The 22,983-nt window shown below is 69.1% G+C and carries 20 protein-coding genes; 6 read left to right on the top strand and 14 right to left on the bottom strand.

Annotation, left to right across the window (positions count from 1 at the left end; translation table 11 throughout):
* Window positions 1–4 precede the first annotated feature (4 nt).
* From NJQ99_RS04720 to NJQ99_RS04680, 9 genes are all read right to left on the bottom strand, one after another.
* Window positions 5–391 carry an SUF system Fe-S cluster assembly protein gene (locus NJQ99_RS04720; protein WP_269331637.1) on the bottom strand — a complete coding sequence of 129 codons (387 nt, stop codon included), beginning with the start codon at window positions 389–391 and terminating at the stop codon, window positions 5–7.
* Window positions 388–876, bottom strand: a complete 489-nt coding sequence (gene sufU, locus NJQ99_RS04715) for a Fe-S cluster assembly sulfur transfer protein SufU (protein WP_269331636.1) — start codon at window positions 874–876, stop codon at window positions 388–390. Before sufU ends, NJQ99_RS04720 begins: the two co-directional genes overlap by 4 nt.
* A complete protein-coding gene (locus tag NJQ99_RS04710; protein WP_269331635.1) occupies window positions 876–2,126 on the bottom strand; it encodes a cysteine desulfurase in 1,251 nt (416 codons plus the stop codon). The genes sufU and NJQ99_RS04710 overlap by 1 nt, the downstream gene beginning before the upstream one ends.
* Complete coding sequence (gene sufD / locus NJQ99_RS04705) at window positions 2,123–3,415, bottom strand: Fe-S cluster assembly protein SufD (RefSeq protein WP_269331634.1); 1,293 nt, start codon at window positions 3,413–3,415, stop codon at window positions 2,123–2,125. Before sufD ends, NJQ99_RS04710 begins: the two co-directional genes overlap by 4 nt.
* Window positions 3,415–4,167 carry a Fe-S cluster assembly ATPase SufC gene (gene sufC, locus NJQ99_RS04700; RefSeq protein WP_269332077.1) on the bottom strand — a complete coding sequence of 251 codons (753 nt, stop codon included), beginning with the start codon at window positions 4,165–4,167 and terminating at the stop codon, window positions 3,415–3,417. The genes sufD and sufC overlap by 1 nt, the downstream gene beginning before the upstream one ends.
* A gap of 5 nt (window positions 4,168–4,172) precedes the next feature.
* The gene (locus NJQ99_RS04695; protein WP_269331633.1) at window positions 4,173–4,520 is read right to left on the bottom strand and encodes a hypothetical protein; all 348 of its coding nucleotides are present in this window, start codon (window positions 4,518–4,520) and stop codon (window positions 4,173–4,175) included.
* A 3-nt stretch (window positions 4,521–4,523) separates the two neighbouring features.
* Entirely contained in the window at window positions 4,524–5,999 is a 1,476-nt protein-coding gene (sufB, locus tag NJQ99_RS04690; RefSeq protein ID WP_269331632.1) for a Fe-S cluster assembly protein SufB, read from the bottom strand.
* 93 nt (window positions 6,000–6,092) lie between these two features.
* Window positions 6,093–7,223 carry a cysteine desulfurase family protein gene (locus NJQ99_RS04685; RefSeq protein ID WP_269331631.1) on the bottom strand — a complete coding sequence of 377 codons (1,131 nt, stop codon included), beginning with the start codon at window positions 7,221–7,223 and terminating at the stop codon, window positions 6,093–6,095.
* 5 nt (window positions 7,224–7,228) lie between these two features.
* Window positions 7,229–7,708 (bottom strand): Rrf2 family transcriptional regulator, encoded by a 480-nt coding sequence (locus NJQ99_RS04680; RefSeq protein WP_269331630.1) that lies wholly within the window; start codon window positions 7,706–7,708, stop codon window positions 7,229–7,231.
* 210 nt (window positions 7,709–7,918) lie between these two features.
* Here NJQ99_RS04680 and NJQ99_RS04675 point away from each other — a divergent pair, with 210 nt between their 5' ends.
* On the top strand, window positions 7,919–8,581 hold the full coding sequence (locus NJQ99_RS04675; RefSeq protein ID WP_269331629.1) for an alpha/beta hydrolase: 663 nt from the start codon (window positions 7,919–7,921) through the stop codon (window positions 8,579–8,581).
* Window positions 8,582–8,587: 6 nt separating this feature from the next.
* On the opposite strand, the gene NJQ99_RS04670 is transcribed toward NJQ99_RS04675, so the two are convergent.
* Window positions 8,588–9,391, bottom strand: coding sequence for a class I SAM-dependent methyltransferase (locus NJQ99_RS04670; protein ID WP_269331628.1), 804 nt, complete (start codon window positions 9,389–9,391; stop codon window positions 8,588–8,590).
* Window positions 9,392–9,448: 57 nt separating this feature from the next.
* Window positions 9,449–10,618: an anhydro-N-acetylmuramic acid kinase gene (locus tag NJQ99_RS04665; protein WP_269331627.1), complete on the bottom strand. Its 1,170-nt coding sequence runs from the start codon at window positions 10,616–10,618 to the stop codon at window positions 9,449–9,451.
* Window positions 10,619–10,698: 80 nt separating this feature from the next.
* On the opposite strand from NJQ99_RS04665, the gene tyrS reads away from it, so the two are divergent.
* Complete coding sequence (gene tyrS / locus NJQ99_RS04660) at window positions 10,699–11,952, top strand: tyrosine--tRNA ligase (RefSeq protein WP_269331626.1); 1,254 nt, start codon at window positions 10,699–10,701, stop codon at window positions 11,950–11,952.
* Window positions 11,953–11,979: 27 nt separating this feature from the next.
* Here the strand turns inward: tyrS and NJQ99_RS04655 are convergent, their stop codons facing one another.
* Window positions 11,980–15,324, bottom strand: coding sequence for a YhdP family protein (locus NJQ99_RS04655; RefSeq protein ID WP_269332076.1), 3,345 nt, complete (start codon window positions 15,322–15,324; stop codon window positions 11,980–11,982).
* A 220-nt stretch (window positions 15,325–15,544) separates the two neighbouring features.
* On the opposite strand from NJQ99_RS04655, the gene NJQ99_RS04650 reads away from it, so the two are divergent.
* From NJQ99_RS04650 to NJQ99_RS04635, 4 genes are all read left to right on the top strand, one after another.
* Window positions 15,545–16,018: a peroxiredoxin gene (locus tag NJQ99_RS04650; RefSeq protein ID WP_269331625.1), complete on the top strand. Its 474-nt coding sequence runs from the start codon at window positions 15,545–15,547 to the stop codon at window positions 16,016–16,018.
* Window positions 16,015–16,887 carry a ferritin-like domain-containing protein gene (locus NJQ99_RS04645; RefSeq protein ID WP_269331624.1) on the top strand — a complete coding sequence of 291 codons (873 nt, stop codon included), beginning with the start codon at window positions 16,015–16,017 and terminating at the stop codon, window positions 16,885–16,887. Before NJQ99_RS04650 ends, NJQ99_RS04645 begins: the two co-directional genes overlap by 4 nt.
* A gap of 108 nt (window positions 16,888–16,995) precedes the next feature.
* Window positions 16,996–18,657, top strand: coding sequence for a peptidoglycan DD-metalloendopeptidase family protein (locus NJQ99_RS04640; RefSeq protein WP_269331623.1), 1,662 nt, complete (start codon window positions 16,996–16,998; stop codon window positions 18,655–18,657).
* Window positions 18,658–18,676: 19 nt separating this feature from the next.
* Window positions 18,677–19,099, top strand: coding sequence for a bactofilin family protein (locus NJQ99_RS04635; protein ID WP_269331622.1), 423 nt, complete (start codon window positions 18,677–18,679; stop codon window positions 19,097–19,099).
* A gap of 43 nt (window positions 19,100–19,142) precedes the next feature.
* Here NJQ99_RS04635 and prfB read toward each other — a convergent pair whose 3' ends face one another.
* Together prfB and NJQ99_RS04625 are read right to left on the bottom strand one after the other, a co-directional pair.
* Entirely contained in the window at window positions 19,143–20,273 is a 1,131-nt protein-coding gene (prfB, locus tag NJQ99_RS04630; protein WP_269331621.1) for a peptide chain release factor 2, read from the bottom strand.
* 58 nt (window positions 20,274–20,331) lie between these two features.
* Entirely contained in the window at window positions 20,332–22,890 is a 2,559-nt protein-coding gene (locus tag NJQ99_RS04625) for a penicillin-binding protein 1A (RefSeq protein WP_269331620.1), read from the bottom strand.
* Between the last annotated feature and the right edge of the window lie 93 nt (window positions 22,891–22,983).

Raw genomic sequence — 22,983 nt, 5'->3', positions numbered from 1 at the left:
ACCTTCAGTACATGCCGAGTTCGATGCGGGCGATCTCCGACATCCGGTCCTGCGTCCAGGGCGGATCCCAGACGATCTCCACCTTCACGTCGCCCAGCCCCTCCACGGGGTCGAGCGCCGCGGACACCATCCCCGGCATCTCGCCCGCGACGGGGCAGCCCGGCGCGGTCAGCGTCATGTCGACCTCGACATTGTTCGCCTCGTCGATATCCACCCTGTAGATAAGGCCGAGGTCGAGGATATTCACGGGGATCTCCGGATCGTAGACGGTCCGCAGTGCCGTGATGACCTTGCGGCCCATCGGGTGGTCCCCGACATTGCCGGAAATCACCGGCCCGCCGAACTCGTCGTCGTCGCTGTCGGCTGTGCTTGCGGTTGCGGCGTCGGTCATCGCGCGGCCTCCTGTTTCCCAGGCTGGGCTTCTGTCGTGGTCTGAGACTGGTTGTCGAGTGCGGCTTCCAGCGTGCGCCAGCCGAGCGTCGCGCACTTCACGCGCATCGGGAAGGCGTGGATGCCGGACATGAGGCGGATCGCCTCCCGGTCGTCCTCGGCAAGGCCGCCGCCGGGCGTCTCGCCCGTGGTCGCCATCGCCGTGAACGCATCGAGCAGCGTGCGGACCTCGTCCAGCGGACGGCCCTTCACGAGGTCCGTCATGATCGAGGCGGACGCCTGGCTGATCGCGCAGCCGCGCCCCTCGAAGCGAATATCGGCCACGCGGCCCCCGTCCACCGTCAGCGTCACCACGACCCGGTCGCCGCACATCGGGTTGGATCCCTTCGCGGCATGGCTGTGCGGGTCGAGCCGGCCGAAATTGTGCGGTTTCCGGCCATGCTCGAGGATGGTCTGCTGGTAAAGGTCGCGCAGCGCGTCGTCCATCAGGCGAACAGCTCCCGGCACTTCAGCAGCGCGTCCATCAGCCGGTCGACGTCCTCGCGCGTGTTGTAGAGCGCGAACGACGCCCGCGTCGTGGCGGGTACGTCGTAGCGGTCCATCAGGGGCTGTGCGCAATGGTGCCCGGCCCGCACCGCCACGCCCTGCCGGTCGATGAAGGTCGAGATGTCGTGCGGGTGCGCGCCGTCCATGGTGAAGGAGAGGATGGCCCCCTTCTCCGCCGTGGTGCCGAGCGGGTGGAGCCAGTTGAACTGACCGAACCGCTCGTGGGCATAGGCGATCAGGTCTGCCTCGTGCGCCTGCGCCGCGGGCCAGTCGAGCGCCATCATCCAGTCGAGCGCCGCCCCCAGCCCGATCGCCTGCACGATGGGCGGGGTGCCCGCCTCGAACCGGTGCGGCGGGTCGGCATAGGTCACCGTCTCCATCGTCACCTCGCGGATCATCTCGCCGCCGCCGCGATAGGGGCGCATGGCGTCCAGATGCTCGCGCTTGGCATAGAGCGCGCCGATACCCGACGGCCCGTAGAGCTTGTGGCCCGTGATCGCGTAGAAATCGACGTCGAGGTCGCGCACGTCGGGTCGCAGGTGCACCGCGCCCTGGCTGCCGTCGAGCAGCACCGGGATGCCGCGCGCGTGCGCCATCGCGATCAGCTCCTTCGCCGGCAGGATCGTGCCCAGCGCGTTCGACATGTGCGTGATCGCGACGAGCTTCGTCCGGTCGGTGAGCAGCTTCTCGAACGCCTCCATGTCCAGCGACCCGTCGTCGTGGATCGGCGCCCACTTGAGCACCGCGCCGTGGCGTTCGCGCAGATAGTGCCAGGGCACGATGTTGGAGTGATGCTCCAGGATCGTCAGCACGATCTCGTCGCCCGCCTTGATCCGTGGTTCGGCCCAGGACGATGCCACGAGATTGAGCGCGTCGGTCGAGCCGCTGGTGAAGATGATTTCCTCCGCCCGCTCCGCGTTCAGGAACCTGGCGATCGAGGCGCGCGCGGCCTCGTAACGTTCCGTGGAGCGGTTCGACAGGAAGTGCAGGCCGCGGTGGACGTTCGCATATTCCTCCGCATACCCGCGGCGCAAGGCCTCCAGCACGGCCTCCGGCTTCTGCGCCGAGGCTGCGTTGTCGAGATAGACCAGCGGCTTGCCGTAGACCTCGCGTGCGAGGATCGGGAACTCGGCCCGCACTTTCAGCGGATCGAACGCCAGGGGAGTCTTCAGGGCAGCGTCGGCGCTCATGCGGTCTCTCCCTTGGGCAGCGCCGCAAGCCAGGCGTCGAGCCGGGCCGACAACGCCTCGCGCGCGCCTTCGTGCGCGATCTCGTCCAGCGCCTCGGCCGCGAACGCCCGGATCAGCAGTGCCTGCGCCTCACCCTCCGGAATACCGCGCGAGCGCAGGTAGAACATCGACGCCGGGTCGAGTTGCCCGACGGTCGAGCCGTGGCTGCACTTCACATCGTCGGCGTAGATCTCAAGTTCCGGCTTGGAATCCTGCTCCGCCCGGCCGCCCAGCAGCAGAGCCTGGGAAAGCTGGTGCCCGTCGGTCTTCTGCGCCACGCGGTCGACGATGATCTTGCCCTGGAAGACGCCGCGCGCCTCCCCGCCGAGCACGTGCTTGAAGACCTGCGTGCTCGTCCCGTGCGGTGCGGCATGGCGCACGACGATCGTGTTGTCGGCGTGCTGCGCCGCCCCCATCAGCGAGAGACCGGCAAGGCGCGCCTCGGCCCCCGGCGCCGTCAGCGTCACGGATGCATCCATGCGCGACAGCGTCGTCGCCTCGGCCCCCAGGAAAAGCCCGTAGCGCGCATCGCGGGCAAGGCTCGCCGTCATCTCCGCAACGACGCGCGCGCCGTCCGCACCAGTTACCGCGCGCAGGTGGGTGAGCCCCGCGTTCGCGCCCACCTGCGTACGCCCCACGACGCTCAGGTGGTGGCCCGCCGCCGGGAGCACGTCCTCCAGCAGCGTCAGTTCGGCGCCCTCGCCGAGCACGACATGCAGACGGAGGTAGCTTGCCGCCGCCTCCCCCGCACCCGTCACCAGCAGGCGCACGGGGCGTGCCACGGCCGCGCCCTTGGCGACGGTCAGCACCGCGCCGTCCTGCAGGAAGGCCGCGTTCATCGCCGCAAGCGGGCCTGCCCCCTCGACGCTCAGAAGATCGGCCGCCGCCTCGCCTCCGTCGGAGAGGAGATCGGCGACGCGCGTCAGCGTCACCCCCTCCGGCATGGGGTCGGAGAGGTCGTGCCGCAGCGTTCCGTTGACGATTGCCACCGTGGCTGCGTCGATGCCGCCGAAGACGCCCGCCGCACGGTCGACAGGGCCTTCGCCCACGCCGGAGACAGGCAGCGCCGTGTCCGCCAGCGCCCGCAGGTCGGTGTACTTCCAGTCCTCCACCCGCCGCGTCGGGATGCCCGTCTCGATCAGCGCATCGAGCGCGGCCTTGCGCGCGGCCTCCGCCCCCGGAAGCCTGCCTGCCGCCGCGCCGAATGCGCGGGCGTAGGCGTCGGCCGAGATGTGCCGGTCGCGTGCCATCAGGCCGCCTCCCCTGCGATCAGGTCGCCATAGCCGGACTTCTCAAGCTCCAGCGCCAGGTCCTTGCCGCCCGTCTTGATGATCCGCCCGTCCGACAGGACATGCACCACGTCCGGCACGATGTGGTCGAGCAGGCGCTGGTAGTGCGTGATGACCAGGAACGACCGGTCCGGCGCGCGCAGCGCGTTCACCCCGTCCGAGACCACCTTCAGCGCGTCGATGTCGAGGCCGCTGTCGGTCTCGTCCAGCACCGCGAAGCGCGGCGCCAGCAAGGCCATCTGCAGGATCTCCATGCGCTTCTTCTCGCCGCCGGAGAAGCCGACGTTGAGCGGGCGCTTCAGCATCTCGTCCGCGATCTTCAATTCACGCGCCAGGCCCTTGACCTTCTTCATGAATTGCACGGTATCCAGTTCCGCCTCTCCGCGCGCGCGGCGCTGCGCGTTGAGCGCCGTTTTCAGGAAGGTCAGCGTGCCCACGCCCGGGATTTCCAGCGGATACTGGAAGGCGAGGAAGAGGCCGGCCGCCGCCCGCTCCTCCGGCGCCATCTCGCCGATGTCGGTACCGTTGAAGGTGATGGTGCCTTGCGTGACCTCGTAGCCGTCGCGCCCCGCCAGCACGTAGGAGAGCGTCGACTTGCCCGACCCGTTCGGGCCCATGATGGCGTGCACCTCCCCCGGGCCGACCTCCAGCGAGATGCCCTTGAGGATGTCCTTGCCGTCGACGCTGGCGTGCAGGTTCTCGATCTTCAGCATGTCACTCACTCATCCGTTCCTTCGTAGCGCGCGTCCCACAGGGCCGCGGCCTCATCCCTCGACAGTCCCTCGGCGCACCGCGCCCGGACGAACAATCTCCTGTGCCGCCACTGCACCAGGCCCAGCGCGACCGCGACCGCGATGAAGAGCCCCAACAGCACGGGCACCATCCCTTGCGTGCCCCCGATCCAGGTGCCGGGCACCCGCATGGTCAGGCCCATCAGGCCGAACAGCACGACGCCCAGCACCGCGAGGATCAGTGCCAGCAGCAGCGCGATGCCCGCCGCCTGCAGCGCGGGCCACGCCCGGTCGTAGAAGGCGAGCGCGCGCAGCGTCCTGGCGTGGGCGTCCATGGCTCACCCGACGCTCCCTTCCAGGCTGATGCCGACCAGCTTCTGCGCCTCGACCGCGAATTCCATCGGCAGCTCCTGCAGCACTTCCTTGCAGAAGCCGTTGACGAGCAGCGTCACAGCCTCTTCCTCCGACAGGCCCCGCTGGCGGCAGTAGAACAACTGGTCCTCCGACAGCTTGGTCGTCGTGGCCTCGTGCTCGACCAGCGCGTGTGGCGTCTTCGATTCGATGTAGGGGACCGTGTGCGCTCCGCATTGGTCGCCTATCAGCAGGCTGTCGCACTGGGTGTAGTTGCGCGCGCCCTCCGCCTTCGGATGGATCGAGACGAGGCCGCGATAGGTCGAATCCGACCGCCCGGCCGAGATCGTCTTGGCGATGATGCGCGAGCGCGTGTTGCGCCCCAGGTGGATCATCTTCGTGCCCGTGTCAGCCTGCTGGCGGTTGTTGGTGATCGCGATCGAATAGAACTCGCCCACCGAATTGTCGCCGCGCAGCACGCAGGAGGGGTACTTCCAGGTGATCGCGGAGCCCGTCTCGACCTGCGTCCACGAGATCTTGGAGTTGCGCCCCGCGCACAGGCCACGCTTGGTCACGAAATTATAGATGCCGCCGCGCCCTTCCTCGTCGCCCGGATACCAGTTCTGGACGGTCGAATACTTGATCTCCGCATCGTCGAGCGCGACGAGTTCCACGACCGCCGCATGAAGCTGGTTCTCGTCGCGCATCGGCGCCGTGCAGCCTTCGAGGTAGGAGACGTAGGAACCCTTGTCGGCGATGATCAGCGTCCGCTCGAACTGGCCTGTGTTGGCCGCGTTGATGCGGAAATAGGTGCTGAGTTCCATCGGGCAGCGCACACCCTCCGGCACATAGACGAAGGTGCCGTCGGAGAAGACCGCGGCGTTGAGCGTCGCGTGCTTGTTGTCGCTGACCGGAACGACCTTGCCGAGATACTTCTGCACGAGATCCGGCACGCGCTGCACGGCCTCGGAGATCGAGCAGAAGATGACGCCCGCCTCCTCCAGCTTGTCCTTGAAGGTCGTGGCAACCGACACGCTGTCGAACACGGCGTCGACCGCGACCATGCGTTCCGTCCCCTGCACGCCCGCGAGGATTTCCTGCTCCTTCAGCGGGATGCCCAGCTTCTCATAGGTGCGCAGCAGTTCCGGATCGACTTCCTCCAGCGACTTCGGCCCATCGCCCGCCTTCTTCGGTGCGGCGTAATAGGACGCGGCCTGGTAGTCGATGGGCGGGAAGGTGAGCTTCGCCCATTCCGGCTCCGGCATTTCCAGCCAGCGCTGGAAGGCGGCCAGACGCCAGTTCAGCAGCCATTCCGGCTCGTTCTTCTTCGCCGAGATGAAGCGGACCGTGTCCTCGCTCAGGCCCGGAGGGGCGATGTCCTGCTCGATCGCCGTCTCGAAACCGTATTTGTAGCGCTCTCCGGCGACGGAGGCGACGCGGTCGATGGTGTCCTGTTCGGCCATGCCTTCACATCCCAATACCTGACTGCGTTAGTCAGAAATATACCCGTTACCTAGGCCGGACCGCCCAAGCGATCAAGCCGTATTCCGACGGCCCTACGCGACCTTTTCCCGATGCCGCGGGGCGAGCCGCGCCGCCATCACCCTCCATGCGGCGATGAGGCGCTCCACGTCGTCTTCCTGCGCCGACCACGGCAGGCTGACCCGGATCGCCGATCCCGCCCGTTCCTCGTCGAGACCCATCGCCTCCAGCACATGCGACCGGCGCACCTTGCCCGACGAACAGGCCGATCCCGCGCTGACCGATATGCCGCCGAGGTCGAGCGTCATCACCTGCGTCTCCGCCGGCACGCCGGGCAGGATCGCGCACGAGGTGTTGGCGAGCCGCGGCACGCCTGCGCCCGCGACTTCCCCGCCCGCCTCGCGCACCGCCGTCTCGAACCGGTCTCGCAAGCCCGCGAGCAGCTCCTGCTCCCACGCACCCAGGGCCGCCGCAGCCGCGCCGAAACCCGCGATCACCGCGACCGCCTCCGTCCCGGCACGTCGGCCCATCTCCTGCCCGCCGCCGGTGAGCAGGGCCGCAAGCTCGATCCCGTCCTTGACGATCAGCGCGCCCACGCCCTGCGGCCCGCCCATCTTGTGCGCCGAAAGCGTCACGAGATCGGGCCCGTGCGCCCAGCCTGAAAGCGCCATCCGCCCTGGCGCCTGCGCTGCGTCGCAGTGCATCAGCGCGCCTTTCAGGTGCGCGGCCTCCGCGATCTCCGCGATCGGCTGGATCACGCCCGTCTCGTTGTTCGCCGCCATCACGCTGACGAGGGCATCCGCACCGTCCGCGCCCAATGCATCGCAGACGGCTTGCGCGCTCACCCGGCCCTGGGCGTCGACGGGCAGGACCGTGACCGCGCGCCCGCTCGCCTTTGCCGCAGCCATGACGCAATCGTGCTCGACCGCAGAGACGAGCAGCCGGCGCACGCCGCCGAGACCCCGCAGCGCCAGGTGGTTCGCTTCGGTTCCCCCGCTCATGAACACGACATTGCGCGGTGCTGCGCCGAAGAGGTCCGCGACCGCGGCCCGCGCCGTCTCGACCGTGCGCTTGGCGCGGCGGCCCTCCTCGTGCACCGAGGACGGATTGCCGACCGCGTCGAGCGCCGCCACCATCGCCTCGCGCGCGTCGGGAAGCAGCGGCGCGGTCGCATTGGCGTCGAGATAGGTGCGGGCGCGGGTCATCGGGTCTACGCGGCCCCCTGCTCTTCCGGGACGCGCGGGCCCTCGCGCAGGAAGTCGAGGCCGTAGGGGCTGAGGTTGCGCCGCGCCACCACGTCGGCGAGCGAGACCGACGCCAGGAACATCTCGATCATGTGCCCAAGCTCTGCCCACAGGTCGTGCGTCAGGCAGCGCGCGGAGCCCGCGTGGCAGCCCTTCGACGTGTCGCCGCCGCACCGCGTCGTCTTGATCGGCTCGTCCACCGCCAGCATGATGTCGAGGACGCGCGTTCCTTCCGCCCCGTGGCTGAGGACGTAGCCCCCGCCGGGGCCCCGCGTGCTGCTGACGATTCCGGCGCGGCGCAGCTTGACGAAGATCTGTTCCAGGTAGGCGAGCGAGATCCCCTGCCGCAGCGAGATATCGGACAGCGAGACCGGTCCCGCCGCCTCGTGCCGCGCCAGGTCGGTCAGCGCCATTACCGCGTATCTGCCCTTGGTGCTGAGTTTCATCGCATCCGTTCCGATGGCCCTCGGGGACGGATTTCCCACCGCCCCGTGTGCGTAAAGCTTGAAAATCGACCCGTCTGTTCGATATGAACGCACGTCCGCCCATGGCCGGAGAGCGTTCGCATACCTCGCATCAGGTATGGTACCTGACTATTCCAGTCAAGTATTTGCTCTTCCCGACGGGACGCGGCCAGCGCTTGAAGGAGCACGCCCATGCCGGAAGTCATTTTCGCCGGGCCGGAAGGCCGGCTGGAAGGCCGTTATCAGCCGGGCAAGGACCCGAATGCGCCCGTCGCCATCGTGCTGCACCCGCATCCGCAGTTCGGCGGCACGATGAACAACAAGGTGGTCTACAACCTCTTCTACCTGTTCCAGCGGCGCGGCTTCTCCGTCTTGCGGTTCAACTTCCGTGGGGTAGGCCGCAGCCAGGGCGTGTTCGACAGCGGCGTGGGGGAACTTTCGGACGCCGCCTCCGCCCTCGACTGGCTGCAGAGCTTCAACAAGAACGCCACCGAGACCTGGGTCGCGGGCTTTTCCTTCGGCGCCTGGATCGGCATGCAGCTTCTGATGCGCCGGCCAGAGATCAACGGCTTCATTTCCGTCGCGCCACCCGCGAACATGTACGACTTCACATTCCTCGCGCCGTGCCCGGCGTCCGGCCTGATCGTGAACGGGTCGGCCGACAAGATCGTGCCGCCGGGCGACATCAAGAAGCTGGCCGACAAGCTGAAGCTTCAGCGCGGCATCACGGTCGAGCATACGCTGATCGACGGCGCCAACCACTTCTTCGAGAAGCACATGGACGAGATGCTGGGCACCGTCGAGAACTACCTCGACAGCCGCAACGCCGGCGTCCGCCTTGCGGAAGCCTCCTGACGCTCCTCAACGGCGGGCGGTCATGACGTTGACGGCGTCGGGGTAGACCAGTCCGTTTTCGCGCACGTACGGCGCCATGGCGGCCTCGACGGTGGACACGAGCCGATCTCGTTCCCCCTCTGGCAGCGCCTGGAAAGCGCCCGCAATCGGCATCGCGCCAAGATGCAGGGGCACGAACTCTCGTGCGGACGGAACCCGGATGTCGAGGGTTTGCCGCACGATTTCCACGTCACGGAAACCCGCCCTCGTGAGCGCTTGCGCGAGGTCGCCGGGGCCGGGCGTCTCCCTCTGGCTCCGCTGCGTCCGGGCGGCATCGGCCGAGATGAAGCGTGCAACCGCTTCGCACAGCGCTGCCGTGTATGGGCTGTGTCCCTCCCAGATCGACAGGGCGATGCGCCCCCCGGGCGCGAGGGCGCGGCGCATCTCCGCCAATGCAGCCGCCTTGTCGGGAAGATAATGGTATCCATGCTGCGAAATGACCGCATCGCAGCTTCCGGTCTCCAGCCCGGTGTCGCAGGCATCCGCCTCGATCCACGCAATGTCGAGGTCCGGCGCGAGGTCGCGCGCGATGGCCAGCATAGGCGCGTTGATGTCGAGGCCAACGACCTGTCCCCGTGCCCCGACGGCGCGTTTTGCGAGGCGCGTCGTCACGCCGGTACCGCAGGCGACGTCGAGGACCTTTTCTCCGGGCGCCAGCGCCACGAGATCGAGGAGAGCGTGCGCCCATCTTTCGAACCACAACGGCACCAGCACCTGCTCGTACGCCACCGCCGCGCCGCCGGCGAGCTGAAAGCCTTTCCGTTCGCTCATGCCGCCCCCTCCCGATTGCCGCCGCGCACCGCACCTGTCGCCCAGGCTGGCGGGGCCTCAACGCCTGGCGCGCGTCAGCCGCCCTCCCGGCATCGGTTCCGGCACGCCCGTCGTGCCGGGCCAGCTGAGCGGCAGGCCGCGCATGGACCGCACCGCGAGATAGGCGAACGCCTCCGCCTCCAGCAGGTCGCCGTCCCAGCCGACCGCGCCCGCGTCCACCACCGGCGCGCCCAGCGCGCGGGCGAGTTCCCCCATCAGGTGCGCATTGTGCGCCCCCCCGCCCGTCACGATCCAGCGGACGGGCGGTGCGGGCAGCAGCCGCGCGGCGAGCGCCACCGCGCCCACGGTCATCGCGGCGAGCGTCGCGGCCCCGTCGGCCGCCGAGAGCCCGCGCGCCGCGGCGATGTCGAAATCGTTCCGGTCGAGCGACTTGGGCGGCGGCGCATCGAAGTAGGGATGATCGAGCAGCGCGGTCAGCACATCCGGGTGTACCGCCCCGCTCCCCGCCAGCGCCCCGCCCGCGTCGAAGCTGAGGCCGGTATGCGCATGGACCCAGTCGTCGAGGAGCGCATTGCCCGGCCCGGTGTCGAAGGCGATCATCTCCGCCTCCCCGATCCAGGTGACGTTCGCAACGCCGCCGATATTGAGCACTGCGACCGGCAGCGCCTCGCCCGCCGAGATCGCACGCGCCCGGTGATAGGCCGGCGCGAAGGGCGCGCCCTGCCCGCCCGCCGCCACGTCGGCGCTGCGGAAATCGTGCGCGACATCGATGCCGGTCAGTTGCGCCAGCAGGTCCGCATCGCCGATCTGCCAGGTAAAGCCCTTGTCCGGCAGGTGATTGACCGTCTGGCCATGGAAGCCGACCACGTCCACCGCCTGCGCCGTCAGGCCCACCTGCGCGATCACATCGCCGACGGCCTCGGCGGCGGCGAGCGTCAGCCGGCGCACGGCGTCGCGGATCTCCGGCGTTTCGGTCGTCTGCGCCCCTTGCGCGCGGGCCGCCCGCATGGCCGCGAGCAGGCTCGCCCGCGTTTCCGGCACGAAGGGGCGCGACTGTCCGGCGATGACGTGCACGCGCCCTTCGCCGTCCGTCTCGATCAGCGCCGCGTCGATTCCGTCGGCCGAGGTGCCGGACATGAGACCCACCGCACGGAACAGCCCGTCGCGGCCCCGGCCCGTTGCAGGCGCCCCTTGCGTCTCGGCATGCTTGACCCCTGCATCGCCCATGCTACACCCCTTCGCGGTCCGATCCGTCGCACCCGGCCTCATCCGGCCTTGCAGTGTGCCTTCCTGAAGAGAGTTTCGCCATGACCGCGTTCCGCTCCGACTTCCTTCGCGCCCTCGATGCGCGCGGCTTCATCCAGCAGCAGACCGATGCCGAGGGGCTCGACGCGCTGGCGGCCAAGGGTCCGATCGTGGCTTATATCGGCTTCGACTGCACGGCGGAAAGCCTGCATGCGGGCAGCCTGGTGCAGATCATGATGCTCCGCTGGCTGCAGCAGACGGGCCACAAGCCCATCGTGCTGATGGGTGGGGGAACCACGCGGATCGGCGATCCCTCGGGCCGCGACGAGAGCCGCCAGCTTCTGACCGACGAGCAGATCGCCCGCAACATGGAGGGGATCAAGCAGGTCTTCGCGAAGTTCCTGACCTTCGGCGACGGGCCGACCGACGCGGTGATGGTGAACAATGCCGACTGGCTCGACGGGCTCAACTACATCTCGTTCCTGCGCGACTACGGGCGGCACTTCTCGATTAACCGCATGATGACGTTCGATAGTGTGCGCCTGCGTCTCGACCGCGAGCAGCCGCTGACCTTCCTCGAATTCAACTACATGATCCTGCAGGCCTACGACTTCCTGGAACTGAACCGGCGGCGAGACTGCGTCCTGCAGATGGGCGGCTCGGACCAGTGGGGCAACATCGTCAACGGGATCGAGCTTGGGCGGCGCTGCGACGGGGCCCACCTCTTCGGCCTGACGACGCCGCTGCTGACCAGCGCATCCGGCGCGAAGATGGGCAAGACCGCCTCGGGCGCGGTCTGGCTGAACGCCGACATGCTGTCGCCCTACGACTACTGGCAGTACTGGCGCAACGCGGCCGACGCCGACGTGGGCAGGTTCCTGCGTCTCTTCACCGAGATGCCGCTCGACGAGATCGCCCGGCTGGAGGCGCTCGAGGGCGCAGAACTGAACGAGGCCAAGAAGATCCTCGCGACCGAGGTAACCGCGATGGCGCACGGGCGCGCGGCTGCCGGACAGGCTGCCGAAACCGCGCGCTCCACCTTCGAGGCTGGCCAGACATCGGAGGGCCTACCGACGATCGAGGTGCCGCGCGCCGAGGTCGAGGCGGGGATCGGCCTGCTCGACGCCTTCGTGATGGCGAAGCTTGCCGCCTCGAAGGGCGAGGTGCGCCGCCTCGTCCGCGGCGGCGGTGCGCGCGTCAACGATGCGCTCGTGAGCGACGAGGCGGGTCTCATCGGACCCGCCGACCTCGATACGGAAGGCCGCGTGAAGCTCTCCTCCGGCAAGAAGCGCCACGCCCTGTTGAAGGCGGTCTGAAGCCGGGCTGCCGTCCACCGGGCGCGGTCAGTTGCCCTCCACACCCTCCGGATAGGCGGGTATGTCGAGGGGCTGCTGCCCGTCCCCCGGCCCTGCCGCTGTCCCCGGCGTGTCGAACAGGCGGCGCAGGATGCCCGGCGCCAGCGCAGACAGCGGGTTGACCGAGACCTGCGGATCCGCCACCGGCCCAGTTACCTGGTAGGTGATGCCGAACACCCCTTCGCCCTCGCGGCTCGTCAGCAGCCGGCCCAGCAGCGGGATGTTGCCGACCAGGGTGTTGATGCCATAGGCGGGCACGATGGTCCCGCCCAGCGCCAGCGTGTCCGACCTGCGGTCGACCATACCGCGCAGCGTTAAACCCAGCGCCGGCCCCCGCGCGATTGCATCGTCGATGGCGATCCTCTCGCCGGAAATGGCGAACGGCACCTCGATCTCGCTGACGTCGATGCCCTCGCCCGCGAGCCGGTTGGCAATCCCCGTCAGCGAGGCGAGCGTCAGCACCTTGGCGAAGGTCGGCGCGTCCTTCAGCACCGCCCCGTCGATCTCGGCACGCCCGGCGATTCGCGTCTCGCCCGCCGCATCCTCCGTGAGCGCGGCCCGGACGGACAGCGTCCCCCCCGCGAGCCCGCCATAGAGATCGAGTGCCCGCAGGATCGCGCCAGCATCCTCCGATTCCGCGCCGATCAGGCGCTCGCCCGGGCTGGTGCGCTGCCAGGTCAGCCGCACCGGCGATGCACCGCGGAATGTCAGGTTTCCCTCGATCAGGTCGGGCGTGCCCGCCCGGTTGGCGAGCCGCATTTCTGCATCCCGCATGACCAGGCCCTCGGCGATGCGCACCGTGCCGATGCGCGCATCGAGGTTGAGCGGCGGGTAAGGCGTCGCACCTGCCCCCTCCCGCGGCGCGGCGGCCCTTGCCTGCCCGCCCGCCTGTTCCCCGGCCAGCAGCGCGCCCACATTGAGGAAACGGCCCTCCAGCCGTGCGGAGACGCCACCCTCGGGCGTCCGGCGCAGCGCCCCTCGAACGTCGGCGGCCCCTTCCGCCACGAAGCGGTCGAGATAGATCGAGCGCACCTCGCGTCCCGCAAGCTCGATATCGCGCGCCGATACGGTCAGGCCCGGCCCTGCCACATCCACGGTGTCGATGAGGGTCTGAGCGCCGTCGAGCCGCGCCGACACCGCCAGCCGCTCCACATCGCCGCGCTGCGCCGCCGTCCAGCCGATCTCCGGCAGGCGGACACGGGCGCGGCTCAGGTCCGCTTCGAGCGAGACCGCGCCCTGCGTCGCGCTCAAGCCGCGCTTGACAACGCGGACGCCGACCGGCCCGCTGACATAGGCGCCGACATCGATATCGAGCACCTGGCGCGCCTCGTCGTCCAGCGTCGCCATGACCTCGACCACGCTGCGGTCGCGCTGCGGGCCGGAGAAGCGTTCGCTCCAGGCGATCTCCACCGGGACGCCGTTGACCTTGGCCGGGCCGGCGGCGCGCAGGCTCTCCTGTGTCGCGTTGAAGACGAGATCGGCCTCGCTCACCGCGTAGTCTCCGCCGCCCAGGCCAAGGCTGAGACCCCGGCCCTCGGTCGTGGAATCGAGCAGGACGGCCTCGATCGGCAGATCCTTCACCAGCGGAAGGGAGAGGTTCATCCGCCCGCGCACCGACCCGCCGATGGCGTCGGGCGCCAGATCGACCTTCGACGGCAGGCCGAGCGGCGGTGCATCGAGGACGCGCAACAGGCTTGCCGCGGCCCCCTCCGCAGCCAGCGCGATCTCTCCAAGGGCAGGCTGCGCACCGAGCTCGGGGATCACGAAGTGCCCTTCCCGGATGGAGAGATCGGCGATCCGGCCTTCCTCCACGTCGATCTCCAGCGTGCGGGCGGTCAGCCGTCCCTGCCCCCGCGCCTCCTCGAGCGGCGGCATCGTCGGGACATAGCGCACGCGCGCACCCTCGATGCCGAACTGCAGGTCGATCTCCGGCTCCGCGCCTGGCGCGCCGGAGATCGTGAAGCGGCCCTCGGGCACCCGCGCGGCCTCGACATGCTCGGCGATCCAGGCCCGTCCGCTCCCCGGCAGGCCGATCGGCCAGAGCCCAACGAGATCCTCCACCGTCACGGTCTCGAGCCGGCCTTGCGCCGAGTACGCCCCACCGGGCTGCACCTCACCCGACAGGCTGACGCCCGTGCTCCCGACCCGCAGGGCGAGTTCCCGCAACGCCAACGACCCGTCCGCCGGCCTCCACGTGACGTGCGCCAGCCCGTCGCGCACGTCGAGCGGCCGGTCGAACAGGAAGCCAGGATTGAGGGCATCGCCGGTGAACAGCATCTCGGCCCGCCACGCGCCGTCGTCCAGCAGGCGGGCCTGGCCCGAACCGCCCATGCGCCCCTGGCCCTCGACCTGCCAGTCTGCGATGTCGAGCGAGCGGAATCCGTCGCCTGCCTTGCCCCGCACCCGCACGGCCGTCAGGTGGAACGCACGCGGCGTGCCGATCTCGACCGTGCGGGTAAGGTCGAGGCCCGACACCGCGATATCGAAACTGCCGCGCCGCAGATCGAACGGGGCCGCAACCTCGACCTCTGCGTTTCCTTCGAGCCGCGCTCCCGGTACCGCATCCAGCCAGCCGGGCAGCAGCACCGACGGCAGCGCACCCAGCGCTGTGTTGTAGAAGCGGGCACGAAGCTTCAGCGCTCCGTCCATCGCCGTCAGGTTCGCGCCGAGCACGAGCGATCCGTTCTCGCCAAGCCGCGGTGCCGCGATCTCGAGCGCCACATTCCCGCTTGTCCGGCGCAGCGAGGCGCGGGCACCCTCCAGCTCCCACCTGAGCCCGAGCGCCTGATCCCGGATCACGACGCTGGCGTCCCTGACCGTGGCTTCCTGTAGCCAGGCCGCGCCGGGAAAAAGCGCGTCTCCGTCCAGCGCGTCGGCAAGCCGCATGAGATCCAGCGGCCCGCCCTCGGGTTCCGGTGCACTTCCGGCCGGCCCCTCCTGCCCGTCCGCTGCAGGGGCAAGCGCAGAAAGGCGGAGGCCGCCGCCGGCATCCCGCTCGATCTCGAGCCGGAGGCGGTCGAGCCGCACGCGCGCAGGCGCGATGCGCCCGAGTCCGAGGGCCCGCTTGCTCACCTCGAGGTCGAGCCCGCGCAGGTGCAGCGGCCGTCCCACGTCGGGCCGCCATACGGTCAGCCGTGAAATCGCCAGCGTGGGGCGCTGTTCGGCGGTGTTCCAGGCGAGCGTGACGCCGGAGACGAGCACGCGGCTGCCCGGGGCGGCACGCTGCAAACCGCCTGCAATCAGATCCTCGAATCCCGAGAGGTCGACCGGGCCTTGCGACAGCCGCCATGCACCCCCCCCGGCCGCCAGGGCGAGCAACAGCAGAACCCCCATCAGCACGCGGGCGAGTCCATGCACCGGTCCGCGCCGCCGCCGGAGCTTCCGGGCGGGCGGCGTTGGCGTGTCGGTCTGATCGGCTGTTTGATGCTCCATCGGCCTGCAGGTGTTGGCAACGCCCCCCGGTGCGGACTATTTCAGGCGGCGGCGTGCGCCGCAATCCCGGCGAGACGCCGCAAGGACAGTGCTCAACGCGAAGGCAAGGAGATCCACCGCAATGGCGAACGCACCCCAGACCGGCGACAAGGCCCCGGCCTTCACGCTGCCGCGCGACGGCGGCGGCACCTTCTCGCTGGCGGACGCTGCCGGCAAGACCGTCGTCGTCTACTTCTACCCGAAGGACGACACCAGCGGCTGCACGAAGGAGGCGATCGCCTTCACCGGGAAGGCCGCGGACTTCGCCGCGGCGGGGGCTGTCGTCGTCGGCTGCTCGAAGGACAGCGTGGCGAGCCATGACAAGTTCAAGGCCAAGCACGGCCTCGACCTCGTGCTTGTCTCCGACGAGGACGGCAAGATGCTCGAGGACTACGGCGTCTGGGTCGAGAAGAGCATGTACGGACGCAAGTACATGGGGATCGAGCGGGCAACCTTCCTCATCGGTCCGGACGGCACGATCCGCGAGGTGTGGCGCAAGGTGAAGGTGCCGGGCCACGCAGAAGCCGTGCTGAAGGCGGTGCAGGCGCTGGCGTGAGCGCCGGTCCGGCACCTCTGCATGCGAGCCTCGAGGACGCCGCCTGCAGCGTTCTCGAAACCGCGGACGCCGACGCCAAGGCAGCCTGCGCGCTTGCGGTCGCGTCGGCGTGGGAGGCGGGCACGCTCGCCCCTGCCCGCGCGCCGGGGCCAGTGCCCGTCCGCCCTGCCCGGCCACTGCGCCCGCGTCTCGTCTCGCCGACCTCCGTGCCCCGGCGGGCGCGGGGCCGCAAGGGCCGGATCGCCCTTCTTCATGCCGTCGCGCATATCGAGTTGAACGCGATCGACCTCGCCTGGGACATGATCGCGCGCTTTTCGGGACCCGCCATGCCGGACGCCTTCTACGCCGACTGGGTCCGTGTGGGTGCCGAGGAGGCCCGCCACTTCCGGCTCGTGGCAGGCCGGCTCGCCGCGTACGATGCGGTCTATGGCGACCTCGATGCGCATGACGGGCTGTGGGACGCCGCGGCGCAGACCGCGGACGACCTGCTGGCCCGCCTTGCCATCGTTCCGCTGGTGCTGGAGGCGCGCGGCCTCGACGTGACCCCGCAGATGATCGCGCGCATGGAACGGGAGGGCGACGCGGGGAGCGCCGAGGCGCTGGGCGTGATCTATTGCGAGGAGGTGGGCCATGTCGCCACCGGCCTGCGCTGGTTCCGGGCGGAGGCGGAGGCACGCGGCCTCGACCCCGTCCACGCCTTCCACGAGATCGTCGAGACCGGCTTCCGCGGGCGCCTGAAGCCGCCCTTCAACCGCGAGGCGCGCTCGTCGGCCGGCATGCCCCCGGACTTCTATGCCTGGGCCGAGGCGATGGAGGCAGCAGAAAATTTCCGGGACGGCCGGAATAGTCCGCCGCTGCGGTCGTCTTAGCAATGTGTTAACGGGCAGATGGTTACGTAATCCTTGATCCGCCTGCGGCTTTCCGTTTCTATGACGGCGACTGCGCGTGGGATCGCAGCGACAAAGTGCGGGGGACTGATGGATCGGGGGGCACTCGCCCGGGCGGCGGCGCGTTTGAAGAAGACGTTTCCGGACCGGCAGATACTCGTCCGCACGCACGGCGAGGTGCATTACTTTACCCTGAGCCACCGCGTCCAGCTGGGCGTCTGCGCCGCCGCGCTCGCAGGTGTGCTGGCAACCGGCGCACTTGGGGTTCACCTTGGGGCCGGCCTTTCGACGCCCCGCACCGCCACCCTCCAGCAAGGCCCGGATGCGGAGTATGCCGCCGATCTTGCCCGCCTCGAGGCGGAGCGCGGCGCCCTCCGGGAGGAGATCGCCCGCCTGCGCGCCCGGTCCGGCACCGCGCTGGCCGCGGCGGAAGAGCGGCGGACGAACATCGAGAAGCTGCAGCAGGACGCCGACGCACGGGCATCGCGCGTGCAGGACCTTCAGGAGGAACTGAACCTTCTGCGCGCCCGCATCGCCGCGTCGGAGGCGGCGGAGCAGGCCGACACCGGCCGCATCGCGGGGCTCGAGAAGACGCTCGCCGATGCGCAGAATGCCCGGCGCGCGGCGGAAACACAGCTTGCCCGCGCCCGCGCCGAGGAGGCCGAGGCACGCCGGAGCGCGGATCTCAAGATCGCTGCGCTCGAGCAGTCGCTGGGCGAGCGCGAAGCGAACATCGACCGTCTGCGTGCCGATTACCGCGCCGCGGTCGAAGCGCGCCAGGCTGCGGAAGCGCGCCTGCGGACCGTGACGCAGGAGCGTGACGAGGCGCTCCAGAAGGTCAAGGAACTGGGTGCGCGCGTCTCGATCATGAGCGAGGACATGAGCACGCAGCTCGCTCACACCGGCCTGCTGGAAAGCGAACTGAAGCGCGTCAGCCAGCAGATCTCGTCGACGCAGCACCGCAAGGCGTCCGAAGACAGTCCGCGAAATGCGGCCGAGGTTTCGGAGATGGAAACGCGCCTCGACACGCTGATGGACGTGCAGCGCGGCCTGATCGCGCAGCTCGAATCCTCCGCCGAGGGCAACCTCTCCATGCTCGAGGGCGTGATCGAGCGGACGGGCCTCAAGGTGGGCGAACTTCTGAACTCGCTGGAGCCGACGGCGGCCGCGCTGGGCGGTCCGTTCATGGACCTGTCCGAAATGCGCCGCATCCGGGAGATCAACGAGGAAAGCCCCGAGTTTTCCGCCCGCATCAACCGCCTGACCGTGAAGCTCAACCGGCTCTCGTGGCTGCGGATCGCGCTGAACAGCCTGCCACTCGCCGTGCCGGTCGAGGAATACCGCCTGACCAGCCGTTTCGGGTACCGCAAGGACCCGTTCACGAAGCGCAGCGCCTTCCATTCCGGCCTCGACTTCGCCGCGGCGCGCGGCACGCCCGTTCATTCGACGGCACCGGGGAAGGTCGTCCACGCCGGGCGCAAGGGCGCCTATGGCCGCTTCGTCGAGATCGACCACGGGCACGGGATCACAACGCGCTATGCGCACCTCGATTCCATCAGCGTGGAGGTCGGTGACGAGGTCGGCTACATGCAGGCCATCGGCAAGATGGGCACCTCGGGCCGCAGCACGGGCGTCCACCTGCATTACGAGGTCACCTTCAACGGTGAGTTCTACGATCCCGAGGACTTCATCAAGGCAGGGCGCGATGTTTTCAAGGTCCAGCAAGCCGCAGCCAGCGGGACAGGACGCTAGGTCCGGGAAGGCTTCCGGCGTGTCGGCAGTGCGCAACGCACCGCCCTCGATCGTCAGCGCGGACATGGCCGTGCATGGCGACATCCTGTCGGCGGGCGAGGTTCAGATCGATGGCGCGGTCAAGGGCAACATCCGCTGCGCCGTGCTGACCGTCAGCAAGTCCGGCACCGTCGAGGGTGAGATCACCGCCGAGCAGGTCATGATCCATGGCCGTGTGGACGGGCGCATTACCGGCCGAAAGGTGCGGCTTACGGCGACCGCGCACATGGATGGCGACGTGATCAACGAATCCATCACCATCGAGGATGGCGCCCATTTCTCCGGCAATGTGTCGAACGCCAAGACCGTGGCCGCCCGCGACGCACAGGCTGGCGACGTCCCGGCTGCAGCCGCGGCCCCCGCCCCCGTTGCACGCCTCGCCACCCGCGATCAGCAGGGCTGACAGACCGCACGCCGGGCGCGGGGCCGTCAGCCCCGTGTAAACCTCAGTCGAGATCCTCCGACACCGCCGCCGTCTGGCCCTCGATCCGCGCCGCGAGCGCCGCCGCCATGAAGGGGTCGAGCTTGCCGTCCAGCACGTCGGACGGACTCGTGCTCTCCACGCCCGTGCGCAGATCCTTCACCATCTGATAGGGCTGCAGCACATAGGACCGGATCTGGTGGCCCCAGCCGATCTCGGTCTTGGTGTCCTCGACCGCCTGCGCGGCTTCCTCCCGGATCTGCAGCTCGCGCTCGTAGAGGCGGGCGCGCAGCATTTCCCAAGCCCGCTCCCGGTTCTTGTGCTGGGAGCGGTCGTTCTGGCACTGCACGACGATACCCGTCGGGATGTGCGTGATGCGCACCGCGGAGTCCGTCCTGTTGACGTGCTGGCCGCCCGCGCCGCTTGCCCGGTAGGTGTCGATGCGCACGTCCTTGTCCTGCACCTCGATCTCGATCCGGTCATCGATCACCGGATAGACCCAGACGCTCGCAAAGCTAGTATGCCGGCGGGCCTGGCTGTCGTAGGGCGATATGCGGACGAGACGATGCACGCCCGATTCCGTCTTCAGCCAGCCATAGGCGTTGTCGCCCTTGACCTGGATCGTCGCGGACTTGATGCCGGCTTCCTCGCCGTCCGTCTCCTCGATCAACTCGACCTTGTAGCCGTGCTGCTCGGACCAGCGCGTGTACATGCGCAGAAGCATCGAGGCCCAGTCCTGGCTCTCCGTGCCGCCAGCCCCCGCATGAACTTCGAGGTAGCAGTCGTTGGCGTCCGCCTCGCCGGAGAGCAGCGCCTCGAGTTCGCGGCGGCGCGCATCGTCCTTGAGGCTCCGCAACATGTTCTCGGCGTCGGAGACGATGGACTGGTCGCCCTCTTCCTCGCCCAGCTCGATCAGGCCGATCTGGTCGTCCAGCTCCGCCTCGATCCGCTTGCAGGCGCCAATGGCCGCATCGAGCCGCTGCCGCTCGCGCATGATCTCCTGCGCCTGGGTGGGGTCGTTCCAGAGCGACGGATCCTCGACCCGGGCGTTCAACTCCTCCAGCCGGTCGAGCGCGCGGTCCCAGTCGAGCCGCTTCTTCAAGAGCGTGATCGACTGGCGGATGTCGTGGGCGAGGGTTTCGGCTTCGGCACGCATTGGATCGGGAACCGTGTGTTGGAGCGGATTTGCGCCTTGCGTAGCGAAGCCCGCGCCGTCAGTAAAGCCCTCCCGATCCGGTCGTCAGCAGCACGTCGGAGCCGCCGACCCGTTCGGACGTGTAATTCTCCAGCGAGATGCCGTCGCCGGGCTTCTCGCCTTCCTTGAAGGCCTCGACGAGCGTGCCCTTCGCGCCCTCCCTGGCGAGTTGCCCCGTCCGGGCGTCCACGGTCAGCAGGTCGACCCCGGGCGGCACCGCGAAATCGCTCGGCGGCACACCCTCCATCGCCCCTGCCATGGCATCGCCGAAGATCGGCGCGGCGATCGAGCCGCCGGACGCATTCTTGCCGAGCGTGCGCGGCTCGTCGAAGCCCACATAGACGCCGATCACCAGTTCAGGCGTGAAGCCCACGAACCAGGCGTCCTTGGCCTCGTTCGTCGTGCCGGTCTTGCCCGCGACCGGGCGCCCCAGGCGCTTCAGGCTCGTCGCCGTCCCCCGCTGCACCACACCTTCGAGGATCGACACCATCTGGTAGGCCGTGCGCGCATCCAGGATGCGCTCCCGACGGTCGACGGTCTGCGGGACCGCCTGCCCGTCGCACCCCTCGCACACGAAGGGATCGTGCCGCCAGATCGTGTCCCCGTACCGGTCCTGGATGCGGTCGATCAGCGTCGGCGTCACCTTCTTCCCGCCATTGGCGAGCGCGGCATAGGCCGCGGTCATCCGCATCACCGTCGTCTCCCCGGCCCCCAGGGCCATCGAGAGCACCGGCTCCATCTTCCGGTCGATGTCGAAGCGGCGTGCATAGTCGACCACCTTGTCCATGCCGACTGCCTGCGCCAGGCGCACAGTCATCAGGTTGCGCGACTTTTCCACGCCGAGGCGCAATGTCGAGGGACCATAGAACCGGTTGCCGTAGTTCGACGGCTTCCACGCGCCCAGTTCCTCGCCCTGGTCGATCACGACCGGCGCGTCGACGATGATGCTCGACGGCGTGTAGCCATTGTCGAGCGCGGCGGCATAGACGAACGGCTTGAACGAGGAGCCCGGCTGGCGCGCGGCCTGGGTTGCACGGTTGAACTCGCTGACGCCGAAGCTGAAGCCGCCCTGAAGCGCGATCACCCGGCCCGTTTCCGGGTCCATGGCGACCGCGGCGCCATTCACCTCCGGCACCTGGCGCAGAAGCCATGCGCCCTCCTTTTCCGCGGCCTCGACATAGACCACGTCGCCCGCGCTCAGCACATCCGCCATGGACCTGGGCGCCGGCCCGCGGTTGCCCTCCGCATCCACCGGGTTCGCCCAGCCGGTGGTCTCCAGGGAAATCCGGCCGTCGCTCACGCCATCGCGCCCGATCACCGCGATGCGTGCGGCATCGCGCGCCGTCTCCCGCACGACCGCCAGGCGCCAAGACTTGAGGTCCGCGGGAACCCTGAGTTCCGCTGCCTCCAGGGCCGCCCGCGCATCGGAGGCGGTTCCGACATTTGCCAGCGGACCGCGCCAGCCGGCGGCCTCGTCATAGTCGATCAGCCCCTTGCGCAGCGCGGCCCCGACCACGTCCTGCACGCGGGCATCGAACGTGGAGCGCACGGCGAGGCCGCCGCCATACAGGGTCTCGCTGCCGAACCGGTCCGCCAGCTGGCGTCGGATCTCCTCGACGAAATAGGTCGCTTCCAGGCTGTCTCGGCCAAGTCCGAGCGTCACCTCGAGCGGACGCGCCCGGGCGGCGCGTGCGGCGTCTGCCGTCACGTAACCGTTCTCGAGCATCCGCTCGATCACCCAGTTCCTCCGGGCGACGGAGCGGTCGCGGTTACGTACCGGGTGGTAGTCGGAAGGCGCCTTGGGCAGCGCGGCGAGGAACGCGATCTCCTCGAGCGTCAGTTCGTCCAGCGGCTTGTCGAAGTAGGTCAGCGCCGCCGCCGTCACGCCATAGGCCCCGGCGCCGAGATAGATCTCGTTCAGGTAAAGCTCGAGGATGCGGTCCTTGGTGAACGCCCGCTCGAACCGCAGGGCCAGCAGCGCCTCCTTGATCTTGCGCTCCAGCTTGCGCTCGCTCGACAGCAGGAAGTTCTTGATGACCTGCTGCGTGATCGTGGATGCGCCCTGCATCCGCTGGCCTTCGAGTGCGTTCTCCACGTTTTGCAACGCCGCGCGCGCGATGCCGACGAAGTCGACGCCCGGATGCTCGTAGAAATTCTTGTCCTCGGCGCTGAGGAAGGCATGGATCAGTGGGCGCGGTATCGCGTCGATGGGCGTGTAGAGCCGCCGTTCGCGCGCAAACTCGCCGATCAGCGCACCGTCGCCCGCGTAGACGCGAGTCATCACCGCCGGCTCGTACTCTGCAAGCTGTGCGTAATCGGGCAGGTCCTCCTCATAGTGCCAGACCATGAAGAGCCCGATGATCGCGCCACCCAGCACCATGAGGCAGGCGAGCCCGAACGCCCATCCGAGAAACCCCAGGAGTCCGCCGCCGCGGCGCTTCGCCTTGCGGGGGCGCTTCTCCTTGCGGGCCGCTGTCCTGGCAGCCTTTCGGGCGGCGCGGTCCGGCGCGGCCCCGGCTGCCGGACCGCGATCCTCGCGCGGTTCGGGGATCAGGGCATTGTCGCCAGCATCACTCATCACCGTCTCCACCCAAGCCTGCCCGCCGTCGCGGCCCCGGCAAGCCATAGCCGAGCACGCCACCGCTGCCAATCGCCGAGGCGCCCCAGAGGC

This window comes from Futiania mangrovi, assembly GCF_024158125.1.
Classification (GTDB): Bacteria; Pseudomonadota; Alphaproteobacteria; order Futianiales; family Futianiaceae; genus Futiania; species Futiania mangrovi.
The sequence above is the reverse complement of the archived record's forward strand: the minus strand, read 5'-3'. Positions and strand labels throughout refer to the sequence as shown.